General features: G+C 70.0%; 11 protein-coding genes. 3 read left to right on the top strand and 8 right to left on the bottom strand.

Features of this window, described 5'->3' with window-relative positions:
* Nucleotides 1-27: 27 nt before the first annotated feature.
* From HS104_11160 to HS104_11145, 4 genes are all read right to left on the bottom strand, one after another.
* Nucleotides 28-1386 (bottom strand): sulfatase, encoded by a 1359-nt coding sequence (locus HS104_11160; GenBank protein ID MBE7480527.1) that lies wholly within the window; start codon nt 1384-1386, stop codon nt 28-30.
* Nucleotides 1383-2741 (bottom strand): sulfatase, encoded by a 1359-nt coding sequence (locus HS104_11155; GenBank protein ID MBE7480526.1) that lies wholly within the window; start codon nt 2739-2741, stop codon nt 1383-1385. The genes HS104_11160 and HS104_11155 overlap by 4 nt, the downstream gene beginning before the upstream one ends.
* Nucleotides 2742-2980: 239 nt before the next feature.
* Nucleotides 2981-3235, bottom strand: a complete 255-nt coding sequence (locus HS104_11150) for a hypothetical protein (GenBank protein MBE7480525.1) — start codon at nt 3233-3235, stop codon at nt 2981-2983.
* Complete coding sequence (locus HS104_11145) at nt 3232-3747, bottom strand: hypothetical protein (GenBank protein MBE7480524.1); 516 nt, start codon at nt 3745-3747, stop codon at nt 3232-3234. The genes HS104_11150 and HS104_11145 overlap by 4 nt, the downstream gene beginning before the upstream one ends.
* A gap of 179 nt (nt 3748-3926) precedes the next feature.
* On the opposite strand from HS104_11145, the gene HS104_11140 reads away from it, so the two are divergent.
* Complete coding sequence (locus HS104_11140) at nt 3927-5420, top strand: type II/IV secretion system protein (GenBank protein ID MBE7480523.1); 1494 nt, start codon at nt 3927-3929, stop codon at nt 5418-5420.
* Complete coding sequence (locus HS104_11135; protein ID MBE7480522.1) at nt 5417-5857, top strand: hypothetical protein; 441 nt, start codon at nt 5417-5419, stop codon at nt 5855-5857. The genes HS104_11140 and HS104_11135 overlap by 4 nt, the downstream gene beginning before the upstream one ends.
* On the opposite strand, the gene HS104_11130 is transcribed toward HS104_11135, so the two are convergent.
* Nucleotides 5841-6833 carry a hypothetical protein gene (locus HS104_11130; GenBank protein MBE7480521.1) on the bottom strand — a complete coding sequence of 331 codons (993 nt, stop codon included), beginning with the start codon at nt 6831-6833 and terminating at the stop codon, nt 5841-5843. The genes HS104_11135 and HS104_11130 overlap by 17 nt on opposite strands.
* A 261-nt stretch (nt 6834-7094) precedes the next feature.
* Between HS104_11130 and HS104_11125 the strand changes: the two genes are divergently transcribed.
* Complete coding sequence (locus HS104_11125) at nt 7095-8726, top strand: L,D-transpeptidase (protein ID MBE7480520.1); 1632 nt, start codon at nt 7095-7097, stop codon at nt 8724-8726.
* A gap of 1 nt (nt 8727) precedes the next feature.
* On the opposite strand, the gene HS104_11120 is transcribed toward HS104_11125, so the two are convergent.
* From HS104_11120 to HS104_11110, 3 genes are read right to left on the bottom strand one after another with little or no spacing between them, the layout of a single operon-like run.
* Nucleotides 8728-9426 carry a hypothetical protein gene (locus HS104_11120; GenBank protein MBE7480519.1) on the bottom strand — a complete coding sequence of 233 codons (699 nt, stop codon included), beginning with the start codon at nt 9424-9426 and terminating at the stop codon, nt 8728-8730.
* The gene (locus tag HS104_11115; GenBank protein ID MBE7480518.1) at nt 9423-11414 is read right to left on the bottom strand and encodes a methyl-accepting chemotaxis protein; all 1992 of its coding nucleotides are present in this window, start codon (nt 11412-11414) and stop codon (nt 9423-9425) included. The genes HS104_11120 and HS104_11115 overlap by 4 nt, the downstream gene beginning before the upstream one ends.
* Nucleotides 11415-11466: 52 nt before the next feature.
* A complete protein-coding gene (locus tag HS104_11110; protein ID MBE7480517.1) occupies nt 11467-12648 on the bottom strand; it encodes a hypothetical protein in 1182 nt (393 codons plus the stop codon).
* Between the last annotated feature and the right edge of the window lie 9 nt (nt 12649-12657).

The following is a 12657-nucleotide window of genomic DNA, read 5'->3' as shown; positions in this document are numbered from 1 at the left end:
CACCGGGTGGAACCCGAGTGACCCGCGTCAGTTCGCCGGGCCGTTGGCCACGCCGCCGCCCTCGAGCTTGTTGCCGCCGTAGGGCTTCACCCTGGGCAGCGCGCCCCAGACCTTCTGGTAGAGCGCCTTCATCTCGGCGAGCTTCTCGGGCTGGGACTTGGCGAGGTCCTTGGTCTCGTTCGGGTCGTTCTTCAGATCGTACAGGTCGAAGCGCCAGTCGTTGCCGAACACCAAGAGCTTGTAGTCGCCGCTGATCAGCGCCCGCCGCTCGGGGTTGTTGCTGTCGGCGGGCAGATCCAGGAGCACCGGGCGCTCCTTCGGCGTCGCCCCGCCGAGCTCCGGCACCAGCGACTCGCCGACGAAATCGTGGCTCTCCTTCACTCCCATGAGCTCCAAGATGGTGGGGGCGAAGTCGATGCTCGAGCGAGGCGCGTCGATGCGCCGCGCAGAGATGCCCGGCCCGCAGAACATCAGCGGCACGCGCACCAGCATCTCCCAGAGCTCGAAGGCGTGCCGGTACATCTTGTGCTCGCCGAAGGCCTCGCCGTGGTCCGCGCTGACGATCAGCACGGTCTTGTCCCACCAGGGCTGCTTCTTCATGAAGTCGAAGAGCTTGCCCAGCCAGAGGTCGGTGTAGAACACCTCGGAGTCGTACTTGTCCCGCACCTTCTTGCCGAACACCGGCGAGTCCTTGTGCTGGTGGTAGACGTCGTGCGGGTCCATGTAATGCAGGTACATGAAGAAGGGTTTGTCCTTCGGCATCGCCTCGAGCTGCGAGATGGCGAGCGGCGTCATCTTGTGGCTGGTGACGTGGTTGTCCGTCTGCGCGTCGAACGACAGGCCCTCGACGATGCGCCAGTCGGCGAAGCCCTGGTCCATGCCGCTGTGCCCTCTTCGCATGTACATGTGGCCGTGCGTGCTCATGGTGTGGACGCCGGCCTTCTGCAACAGCTCCGGGAAGAACAGGTTGCTCTCGGAGTATTTGGTGAAGAAGTAACCGCTGCGCTTGAGCATGCTCGGGTACTTGCCGGAGAGCGCCGTGGCGACGCTCTTGGCCGTGTAGCTCGAGGTGGAGTAGCCCCGGGTGTAGCTCGCGCAGGTCTTCTCGAGCGCCGTCAGGTTCGGCGCGATGTCCCGCGGGTAACCTGCCCAGGGCATGTCGGCGCGCAGGCTGTCGACGAGCAGCAGCACCACGTTGTACGGTCCCGCGGGCTTCTTGGCGGCGGGAGCGGCGGTCGGCTCGTTGCTCGGCGGGGGCTCGACGGGAGCGCTCGCGCTCGGGCTGGCGCTCGCGGTCGCCGGGAGCGGGGCGGGGGTGGACGGCTCGGTCGGGGGCGGCGCGCCCGCGCAGGCGGCGGCCAGGAGCGCGAGCCAAGCGCGCCTCACGGCTTCTTCTCCACGGGGCCGGTCGGCCCCTTGGCGCTGCCGCCCTCCTTCAGCTTCATGCCGCCGTAGGGCTCGACGAAGCCGATCTTGCCGAATCTGTCCTCGAACACCTTCTTCATCTCCGCCAGCTTCTCGGGCTCGGACTTGCCGAGCTCCTTCAGCTCGCCCGGGTCGTCCTTCAGGTTGAAGAGCAGGTACTTCGAGCCTCTGCCCCAGACCGTCAACTTGTAGTCGCCCGAGATCACCGCGCGGCGCGGCGGGTTGTGGCTGTCTTCCGCCAGCTCGACGGCGATCGGCTCGCGATTTTCCGCCTCTTTGCCCCGGAGCTCCGGGACCAGGCTCTTGCCCTGGAACTGCTCCAGCGGCTTCTCGCCCAGGAGCTCCATGATGGTGGGCGCGATGTCCACCAGCGAGCGCCGGGCGTCGATGCGTCGCGGCTTGCCTCCCGGCAGCTTGACGATGAGCGGGACGCGGACGAGCACCTGCCAGACGTCGAAGGCGTGCTTCCACACGTTGTTCTCCCCGAACGCCTCGCCGTGGTCCGCGGAGATGATCAGCGCCGTGTCCTTCCACCACGGCTGCTTCTCGCACCACTCGAACAGCGTGCCCAGCCAGCGGTCGGTGTGGAAGACCTCCGAGTCGTAGCGGTCGCGGTTCTTGTTGCCGAAGTCGGGACCGTCGGGGTGCTTCTTGTATTCGTCGTGGGGGTCCATGTAGTGCGCCCACGCGAAGAACCGCTTCCCGGTGTTCTCGGGCTTACCCAGGATGTCCATCGCGAGCTTCGTCATCTTCTCGCTCGTGATGTGCTCGTCGGTGTTCGGGTTGAAGGTGATCCCGGGCACGAGCTCCCAGACGTCGAAGCCTTGATCCAAGCCCTTGCCGCGCCCGAAGTACATGTGCGCGTGCCAGGCCAGGGTGCGGATCCCTTTGTCCTGGAGCACCTCCGGGAAGAACGTGTTGCTCTTGGAGTAGCTCGCGAAGAACCAGCCGGCGCGGTACAGCGTCGCGGCGTAGCGGCCCGTCAGGTAGGTCGCGACGCTCTGGGCGGTGTAGCTCGAGGGCGAGTAGGCCTCGGTGTAGACCACGCTCTCTTCGGCCAGCTTGGTCAGGTTCGGGGCGATCTTCCGCTCGTAGCCGGTCCAGGGCATGTCCGCGCGCAGGCTGTCCACGGTCAGGAACAGCACGTTGAGCGGGCGTTCGTCCGCGGGCGCCGCCGGCGCAGCGCTCGGCGCGGGGACGGCGACCGACGCGCTGGGCGCGGCGGGCGGCGCGCTGGGCGCCGCGGGGGCGGGAGGCTCGCTCTTCGAGCAGGCCAGTGCCGAAAATGCGAGCAGGAGGGCGGAGGAGGAGCGCACGGGGATTCGCGGCTCCTAGCAGACTAGACTTTCGCTGTCTTGGCAGGGCAGATCGCGAGCTGCCAATGAGGCCAAAACCCACGGGAATACCGGCGAGGCCGGCTCACTCCCGCCGTCAGGTGGGAGCTCTCGCCTAGCGCTTCCTGAGCGCGTCTCGACGAGAACCCTCGGAGAGAGCAGGGCGCGCCAGCAAACGTGGGCCGCGACAGGGCAGAACCCGAGTCCGCCGCCGCGCCAACCTACTCGGAGATTTCTTTCTCCAGCTTGTCGAGCTCTTCCTCGGCGTTCTGAGCGCTGATCTTCTGCTCGGCCTCGTCCTCGAAGTCTTCCTCGGTGGGCAACCCCTCGCCGTCGTCGCCGACCCGGGCCGAGGCGGCGGTCGGGGCGGCGGTGGTGGCCGCCGGCGTCGCGGTGGAGGCGGCCGGCGTCTCCTTCTTCTCGCAGGCGGGCACGCAGAGGCAAGCCAGCATCAGAGCCAGGAGCGTGCGGGTCATTCAGCACCTCCCTTCGACTTCAGGGTGTCCATGTGCTTCTGATGCCGCTCTTTCTCTTTTTCGATCAGCTTGTCGGCCCGAGCCACGATGTCCTTCTTTCCTTCGGCGTCTGCCACGGCGCGGATGCGCTTGAGGCGCGCCATGCGCCAGGCGTGAACCTTGAGCTCCGCCTTCACGGCGGGGTGCTGGTGGAGATCTCCCCACTTCTTCTTGATCTCTTCGCGGCGTTCTTGCCGGCGCTCCTTGCGCGTCTCGCGGAGCTTGGCCCAGGCTTCTTTGAGGTCCTTCTTCGCCTCTTTGACCTCCTCCTTGGCCTCGTCCTTCTTGTCCTCGGCGGCGTCCTTCTTCTCCGCGATCTTCTCCTTGAGCTCCGCGCGCTTCTCCCGCACCGCCTCGGCGGCCGCCTTGCCCGGGCCTTTGGCGCCCGGAGGCCCGCCCTTCTCGGCCAGAGCGGGCGCGCTGAGCGAGAGCGCACAGAGGGAAACCAGTGCCAGCCTCGAAAGGGCGTTCATCGTGTTCTCCTGTTCGACGAGCCGAGCTCGCCTTCGATGGACGGCCATTTGAGCGGCGCTGGCGGTGTTCGGCCAGCACAACCGCGATTGTCTCGTGATTCTCGCGGGCTGCCTGGGGTGACCGGCCCGGAGGCCAGCTTCTGCCCAGTCCCGCGCCGTGCCATGATGGCGCCGCTCTCATGTCCGCCACCGTCCGCGGCCTGCTCGGAATCGCGCTGATCGGAGCGCTCTCCGGCGCGGCGGCGATCGGGGCGAGCGTCGGCGCCGGCGACGCCTGGCGCGAGATCGTCCGGCAGTTCTGGGCCGCGTTCGGCACGGGAGGCTGGGCCTGGCTCATCCGGGTCACGGCGCTGGCGAGTGCCATCGCGCTCTGCCTGGGGCTCGCGGAGGTGCTGCTCGGCATCCGGCGCGTGCGCGTGCGGGCCGACTACGACGGGCTCTCGACCGGCAACGTCCAGGAGGCCATCGCCGAGGTGCGGCGGCGCATCGCGGACTGCACCTCTCAGGCTCCGGACGTGGTCGCCGCCTTCACCGAGCTGGTGCGAGGCGCCGTGAAGGTCAGTGCCAGCGACATCCACGTCTCGCCGACGCCCGACGCACTCAAGCTGACCTACCGGGTACACGGCACGCTGCACGAGGTCGCGATGCTCGACCCGATGGTGCAGGCGCCGCTGGTCACCCGGGTGAAGGTCCTGGCACGCCTCGACACTTACGTGAAGAACTCGCCACAAGACGGGCGCCTGGTGATGGCGCTGGACGGTGGCAGCATCGAGGCGCGCGTCTCGACGCTGCCGACCGAGGGCGGCGAGCGCGTGGTGCTCCGGCTGGTGCGCGGCAGCCGCGCCGTGCCCGACGTGGAGTCGCTCACGTTCTCTCAGGAAGTGCGGGACGGCCTGGTAGACGTAGTCAATCGCCCCCAAGGGCTGCTCTTCGTCACCGGTCCGGTGGGCAGCGGCAAGACCACCACGCTGTACGCGGCACTCAAGCAGATCTCCCTGAACCGCGGCCGGACCACCACCATGGTCACGCTCGAAGATCCCATCGAGCTCGAGCTGCCGTTCGCAACCCAGACGCAGATGCACCCGAAGGCGGGCATGACCTTCGCCGGGACCCTGCGCAGCGTGCTGCGCCAGGATCCCAACGTGCTGATGGTCGGCGAGATCCGCGACAAGGAGACCGCGGAGATCGCGATGCAAGCCGGCCTGACCGGGCACCTGATCTTGACCACGGTGCACGGCCAGAGCGCCGCGGGCGTGTTCGCGCGCCTGGTCGAGATGGGCATCGAGCCCTTCATCCTGGCGAGCGCGACGGTGGGCTGCCTGTCGCAGCGGCTCGTCCGCACGCTCTGCACGGCCTGCCGGCGCGAGGCCAAGCCCGATGCCATGATCACCGACCGCTTCGCGCAGGCCGGCATCGTGCTGCCCGCCGGTCAGTACTTCGAGCACGTCGGCTGCGACTTCTGCGAGGGGCAGGGCTTCACCGGGCGCCTGCCGATCGCGGAGCTGCTCATCTTGAACGAGCCGGTCCGGCGCGCCATCAACGCGCGCGTGCCGACGAACGAGCTGCACCAGCTCGCCGTGTCGGAGGGCATGACGCCGCTCCTGCGCGACGGCCTGTCGAGAGCCCAGCGCGGCGAGACCTCGCTGCTCGAGGTGCTGAGGGTGGCGGGATGATCCGAGCTGCCGTGATCCGCGCCAGCGGCGTCGCTCAGCTCGTCGCCGCCGGCATGCTGGCGCTGGTCGGCGCGCGGTTCGGCACCGCCGGGGTGCTGTTCGCGGTGCGTGAGCGCGCACCCACCCTGGACGAAGGCGCACCGCCCGCCCGGCCCCCGCCGCCGCCGGCCGCGTCCGCGAGCGCGGCGCCGCCGCCGCGCCCCGCCGGCTCGGTGGTCAAGTCCGGCACCACGCTGAGGTTGCCGCTGGTGGTCACCCTAGGAGCGGATCGCTCCGAGCTCAGAGTGAATGGGACGAAGGTGGGAAACACTCCCTACGTCGGCGAGATCAGCTGCCGGGCGGGCGAGAGCATCAAGCTCGACATCCTGCCGCCGCGGGGCAATCCCACGACCATCGAGAAGAGCTGCGTGCCCGGCACGCTCAGGGTCGGGGAGTAGCCGCCGCGGTCCAGCTCGCGATCCGAGCCGCCAGGCGCGTCGCGCCTTCACCGACGAAGGCAATCGAGAAGAGCTCGTCGCCCGCCTCGACGAGCAGGTGGCGGGGCTCGCCGGGCACCAGGCCCACCGCGTGCACCGCGCCGAGGCGCGGTGCGGGCACGCAGAGGCGCGACCAGACGATCCCGAGGGCGCGGCGCTCGATCACGAGCTCGGCTCCTTGGAGGCGCGCGCTCACTCGGTCGCTGACCATGAAGCAGCCGAGCAGAACGATGAAGCCGAGCAAGAGGGCCGAGAGCAGGTAGCTCAGCCACGCCGATGCCTCGCCGCGCTGGAAGCGCGCGTTGTGCAAGAGCGCCATCACCGTGCCGACCACGACTGCGCCGCCGAGCACGCACAGGCCGGCACCGAGCTCGCTCTCGCCGGGGCGACCGCGCTCCTCGATGGGAGCACCGAGCTCGCGCCGCGCGGGGGGCGGGTGCCTGCGCCAGGGCTCCGCGCCGACGCCGAGGCCCCAGCCGGGCGTCACCGGCAGCGGCAGGTAACCGAGCGTGCGGCCGAGGTCGCGGAGCACGCGCGCTGGGTCTGCGCTCTCGAGCACGACCAGCCGCTCGCCGCCGTCGATGACGAGCTCGGCGCGATAACGAGCGAACGGTGCCGCCTCGAGCGTGGACCCGCCGGAGGTGAGGGCGATGGCGCGCGCGCGGGCCAAGGGGAAGCTCTGGTCGGCGGCCTCGATCACACCGGCGTCGAGCGCGATGCGAACGTTGCGCTCGCGAGGCCGGGCGAGCAGGACGAGCGCGAGGGCCACGAGCCCGAGCAGCAGCGCGAACGCGGCACGCGAGCTGGTGACGGGCCCCGGCGCGAGTAGGGGCGTGAGCGCGAAGAGACCCAGCAGGATGGCCGTGATCACGGGCGCGCCCCAGCTGCCGCGCTTGCGGAACTCGAGGCGCGCGGGGCTCGCGTACCGGAGCTGCATCCGGTCGGGCGTTCTAGCCGCCGCGATACCCCCGGGCGACAAAAAGATCAGCGGCAGCCAGGGCGGAGGGGGGGGGACGCCACAGGCTGCCGCTGCTCCAGGACACAGCAAGTCCCGGGCCATCTGGCAGTGACCACGAATCAGCCACTTGCGCCGTCCTGCTCCCAATTGGCATTTCACAGTTGAAATTCACGGATTCGCGGCTGCAATCCATGCCGCTTTCTGGCGGGTCCGCCCGGGTTCGTGCCATTTCAGGGGCCGATGACCCGCCGCTGGCTGAGCTTGCTCGGGCTGACCGTTCTCGGGGCCTGCTCCAAGAGCGAGGCGCCGACCCTGTCGAGCGCCCAACCAGCTCAGGACGCCGATTCGGCGAGCTCTGCGGCGCCGGCGCCGAAGGAGCGTCCGGCCCGGCCGCGGGTGCCGCCCGCCGTCACGCTGAGCGGCGAGAGCCAGCCGCTGCCCGCGACTGCGGTCGAGGCAGGCAGGCCTCGGGTCCACGCCCGCGCGCTCCGGGCCTGGATCCACGAGCGGCCTTCGTTTCGTTCCCCACGCCTCGGGTACCTGCGGGTCGGCTCGTCGTCGCCCACGACCGACAAGCCTGCGGGTCACGAGGGCTGCAAGGGCGGCTGGTACGCGGTCGAGCCGGACGGCTACGTGTGCGTCGGCAAGCGCGCGACGCTGGACGCGAACGACCCGGTGGTGAAGGCGACGCGCGAGCACCCGCCGGATCCGACGCGCAAGCTGCCCTACATCTACGGCACCGTGCGCAAGCCCGGACCCATCTACGGCCACCTGCCGAGCGCCGAGGAGCTCGGCCGCGCGGAGCCCGATCTCGCCGACCGCATGCAGAAGTGGTTGGACGCCGAGGGTGAGATCGGCGCCGGCTACGCCCAGGAGGTTTGGCTCGGGGGCGTGGGGGAGCTGGTCCCACCGGCGCAGGCGTGGGCGGACAAGCGCAGCGATCCGCTCCCCGCCTTTCTGCAGGCGGGGGCGCAGATCCCGACCATGCAGACCGACGACGACGAGGCCGCGGAGGTCGTCAGCACGGGCAAGAACCTGGTGACCGAACGCATGCGGGCGAAGGTGGGTTACTCGTTCTTTCAGACCTTCCTCCACGAGGGCCGTCGCTACGGGGTGACGACGGACCTGAAGGTGATGCCCACCGATCGGCTGCGCCCGATTCGCGGCTCCGACTTTCACGGCTTCGAGATTCCGAAGCAGATCGACTTCCCGTTCGCGATCGTGCGCCGGCCCGACGCGAAGCTCTGGCTCTGGCAGAAATCGGCGAACAAGCTCATCGACGCCGGCAACGCGCCCTACCGCGGCGCCGTGAAGCTCAGCGGCAAGCAGCAGTTCTTCAAGGGGCGGCTCCACTACGAGACCAGCGAGGGCAAGTGGCTCAGCGACAAGGACGCTTCGCGCCTGGACCCGGCCAAACGCATGCCGGCCTGGGGAAAGAGCGGCGAAAAGTGGATGGACGTGAACCTGACCAAGCAGACGGTCGTGCTGTACGAAGGTGAGAAACCCGTCTACGCCACGCTGATCTCGAGCGGCGAGGCCGGGCTCGAGGATCCGAAGCACACCACCGCGACCAAGCGCGGCATCTTTCGTATCCACACCAAACACGTCACCGCCACCATGTCCTCGGACGAAGTGGGGGAGGAGTTCGAGCTGCGCGACGTGCCCTACGTGCAGTACTTCGACAAGGAAGGCTACGCCTTGCACGGCGCGTACTGGCACGATCGCTTTGGTGTGCCGAAGAGCCACGGCTGCATCAACCTGGCTCCCGAGGATGCGCGGCGCATCTTCCACTGGACCGAGCCGCAGGTGCCGGTCGGTTGGCACGGCGTGCTCCTGCCCTTGAAGGGCACGATCATGTTCGTGCACCCCTGATTCAGTCCGCAGCGTCGGCGTCGGCCGCGTCGACTCCGGCGTCGCTCGCGGCGTCCAGATCCGCGTCGCTCGCGGCGTCGCTCGCGGCGTCGCTGCCGGCGTCGCTGCCGGCGTCGCTCGCGGCGTCGCTGCCGGCGTCGCTCGCGGCGTCGCTGCCGGCGTCGCTCGCGGCGTCACTGCCGGCATCGCTCGCGCCGCCGCAGCCTCCGGGCGCTTTCACCTCCAGGGTGGCCTCGTCGAACAGCGTTTCCTTGGTTTGCTTGTCGAGGACCGGATCGCCGTCCGCCTCGCGGAGCTCCACGCGGAAAATGCGGGTGCCGGTGCCCAGCGTCGCGAGCTTGGCGGCGAGGCTGGTCTGCGCGCCCGACACCCGAAGCGCCTCGCCCTCACCGCTCGGATCGACCCGGAGCAAGGCGGTCCCGCACTGCCGCTCGCTGCCGCAGGTGCCGGGCGGACGCAGGGTGAACGTGGCTTCGCCCTCGGAGTTGGTCATGTCGATGCTCACGACCACGGTCTGATCGGCGTCCTGTCCGAGCTCCACGCAGGGAGCGTCTCCGGGCTTCCAGCTTGGACCACCGACGCTCTGTACGGACACGATGGAGACGACCGGCGGCGGCAGGGGCGCCGGCGGGGTGGTCTCGTCGTCGCCACAGCCGAAGGCGCCGAGCGCGAGGCAGAGCCAGAGGGGGGCGCGCTTCATTTGCTGGCCTCGGGCAGCGCCTTGAGCTCCGCCTCGTCGAGCAGCGCCCGCTCGGAGTCGATGCGGAAGCCGCGCACGCTCTCCTCGAGCTCGTCCGCCAGCTTCTGTAGGGCGTCGCCCTGAGCCACCGCGTTCTCGCTGGAGCTCAGCACGGAGGCCGCGATGCGCTGCACGGCGTCCATGTTGCGCGCGATCTCGTCGGAGGCGATGGCCTGCTCCTGCACCGCCGCCGCGGTGTCGTCCACGACGCTGATCAGCGTCTTCAGATCGGCGAGGGTGGTCTCCACCAGGCCGGTGCCCTCCTCCACTACGCGGGTGCCGTCCTGCATGACGTTCACGGCCTCGGTGGTCTGATCTCGGATGGTGGCGATGAGGTCCTCGATGTCTCGGGCGCTCTGCCCGGTGCGCTTGGCCAGTGAGCTGACCTCGTCGGCTACCACGGCGAAGCCGCGGCCGTGCTCGCCGGCGTGGGCGGCCTCGATGGCGGCGTTCAGCGCCAGCATGGTGGTCTGCTCGCTGATCTGGCGGATCACCTCGACGATGTTGCCGATACGCTTGCCGCTCTCGCCCAGCGTGCCGATGCGCTGGGCGGCGTCCTCGACCACCCGGCGGATCTGCTGCAGGCGCTGGATGGCACGCGTGACCGCCTCGCCGCTCTGCTTGGCGGTTCGGGTGGCCTCGGCGGCGTTCTCGGCCACCTGCTGGATGGACGACGACAGCTCGGTCACGGCGGCCGTCGAGTTCGAGATCTTGCCGGCCTGCTCCTTGGCGCCGTCGAGCATCTGCTTGCTGACGCTGGAGATCTCACCGCTCGACGAGTTGACCTGGAAGGCGGTGCGCTGCACGCCGGCGGCCAAGCTGTGGATCTTGGCGAACACGCGGTTGAGGTTACCGGCCAGCACGCCGAGCTCGTCGTTGGTCTCGACGGCCAAGCGCTTGGACAGATCGGCGCGTCCCCGGGTCAGATCCTCGGTGGCGTCGATGTAGCGGCGCAGTGGCCGCGTGATCTGGACCGCCAAGAGGTAACCGACCAGGAGCGCTGCCGCGAGCGCGACGGCGAACACCACGGCCATGTCGCCGACTGCGTCGCGGATCTTCGCAGCCTGGTGCTCGCGGGTCCGGACCATGTAGAGCGTGCCGATCTTGTTGGTCTCCGGATCGCCGTTGCGCTCGTAGCCGAAGATCGGCTCGCTCCAGAGGTCCCAGGTCTTGCCCGAGAACTCCAGGACGGGGACCTCCTCGTCGCCCTCCTTGGCCATCTTCGGCGCCTTGGTGGCCTCGGCCATCGGCTCGCGCTCGTCCTTGCCCAGAGCGCTCGCCACGACCTTGTCACCGGCGACCAGCGCGAAGCGGTGCTGCTTCTCGGGCTTGTCGCTGCCGCTGTTGGCCGCGACGTCGGCGAACCAACCGTCGAGCTGGGTGGCGATCAGCACGGTGCCGACGATGCGCTCCCCGGCCGGCGCACCGGGTGTGTGGCTCTCGCTGCGCCGCACGGTGGCGCCGGCGACGCGGTAGCCCTTGCCGTTGATCAGCGCGATCTTGCCGCGGATCGGCTTGCCGTCGCGCAGATCGGAGTAGAGCCGCGTGGTGCGGTAGTCGGCGCTCGGGATGGTCTTCATGCCGCCGACGGCGACGGTGTTGCCCGCTGCATCCGAGATCACGAGCAAGTCGGGCGCGATGGTGCTCTGGAGCGGCTCCATCAGGCGCTTGACCGCCTCGCCGACCACGCCGGCCTCGGCGCCGTCGAGCGCCTGGCCGAGCGCTGGATCGCTGGCGATGATGCGGGCGATGGCGTAGTCGCTGGTGCCGAAGCTCTGGAGGTTGGACTTGTAGCGCTCGTAGTGCTTTTGCAGCACCGGTCCGCCCCGGCCGCCGGTGCTGGTCACGGCGCCGAACGCCGCCCACGCCCCCAGCGCCAGCACCACCACCGAGACGGCGATGATGGTGCCCACGATCTTTCCGCGCACACTGAGCTTCGGCCCGCGCATCGGGCCGAGACGCTACCTCTGGCCGGGTGGGGCTGTAAAATACCGGACGCGATCAGCGCTGAGCGAGCCGATACGCCCGGTTTTGTGCCCAAGCGGAGAGCACGATCAGGGCCGCCGCCCCGAGGCCCAGGGCCGAGAGCACTTGGGGGTGGGCCTGGGCGAACCCGAGCCCGAGCCCGCCGACCAGCGAGGCGGCGGGCACCGCGACTCCGATGACCAGGGTGCGGGCGAGGGCCCGGCGCGCAGCGGGCATGGCCTCGTAGAGCAGACTGGCCACTGGAGTCCGGAGCGCGTTGCGGAGCTCGCTCTCGACCAGCCGTGCCGACAGCGCCACCAGCACCGAGGCCGGGCCGAACGAGAGCAAGGCCTGGGCGGCCAGGTAGAGCAGGGACCAACCGCTGTTCAGGAGCGGCAACCCACCGGCGCCGAGCACGCGGCCCACCATCAGTGCCTGGAGCAAGAAGGCGAGCAGGTTTGCACCGGTGAAATAGAGGCCGAGTACGCGGTTCAGCTCGGCCTCGCCGTAGGCGCGCTCCAGGATGGCGCCGCTCTGGGTGACCAGCGCGAGCCGCCCCAGGGCGAGGGCGACGGCGCCCACCAGAATGGCGGCGAGCAAGCCCGTCGCCGCGCTCGGGTCGGGGCCGGACGCGGCGGCGGGCGCGACCGACGGCGGAGCGCCGCGCGCACGCAGCAAGAAGAGCGTGGTCGATGCGTACAGGCCCGCGGCCACGGCCACCAGCCAATGGGGACCGAGGGCCGGGCCCCCGAGCGCGAGCAGCGGGCCGGCGGCGACCCCGCCGAGTCGGCCGCCGGCGTGGACCAGCGGCAGCGCCCGCGCCGCGCTGGGGCCTGGCAGCTCGGCGAGCGCCAGCACGCCGAAGTGGATGGACTTGATGCGGGCCATCGCGGTGACCACGACGAATCCCGCGTAGACGCCCGCGCTGCTCGAGAGCGTGGCCGCCGCCGCGACGAACAGCACGACGCCTGCCAGCACGACGGCGCGCATGGCCCGCCCGGGGCTCGATCGGGCGAGCCCTCGCTCGAAGCCGAGCGAGAGCAGCACTTCGCCGAGCGCCCGGAGCGCCAGCGCGGTGGGCAACGCCGCGGCCCCGATACGGGCGATGAAGGCCGAGAGCACCACGCCTTCGGCGACGAGCTCCGCGCCGGTGGTGAGCGCGAGCAGGAGCGCCAGCCGCCTGACGCCAGGCAGCTCCTCAGGCTCGACTCCGAACAATCGCGCGGC

It is taken from the genome of Polyangiaceae bacterium, assembly GCA_015075635.1.
Classification (GTDB): domain Bacteria; phylum Myxococcota_A; class Polyangia; order Polyangiales; family Polyangiaceae; genus JADJKB01.
This window is presented reverse-complemented; position numbering and strand designations above follow the sequence as displayed.

Coding starts and splice junctions, on each gene's coding strand:
- HS104_11150 (MBE7480525.1), bottom strand. CDS start 3,235: ATGACCCGCACGCTCCTGGCTCTGATGCTGGCTTGCCTCTGCGTGCCC.
- HS104_11140 (MBE7480523.1), top strand. CDS start 3,927: ATGTCCGCCACCGTCCGCGGCCTGCTCGGAATCGCGCTGATCGGAGCG.
- HS104_11135 (MBE7480522.1), top strand. CDS start 5,417: ATGATCCGAGCTGCCGTGATCCGCGCCAGCGGCGTCGCTCAGCTCGTC.
- HS104_11145 (MBE7480524.1), bottom strand. CDS start 3,747: ATGAACGCCCTTTCGAGGCTGGCACTGGTTTCCCTCTGTGCGCTCTCG.
- HS104_11125 (MBE7480520.1), top strand. CDS start 7,095: ATGACCCGCCGCTGGCTGAGCTTGCTCGGGCTGACCGTTCTCGGGGCC.
- HS104_11130 (MBE7480521.1), bottom strand. CDS start 6,833: ATGCAGCTCCGGTACGCGAGCCCCGCGCGCCTCGAGTTCCGCAAGCGC.
- HS104_11120 (MBE7480519.1), bottom strand. CDS start 9,426: ATGAAGCGCGCCCCCCTCTGGCTCTGCCTCGCGCTCGGCGCCTTCGGC.
- HS104_11115 (MBE7480518.1), bottom strand. CDS start 11,414: ATGCGCGGGCCGAAGCTCAGTGTGCGCGGAAAGATCGTGGGCACCATC.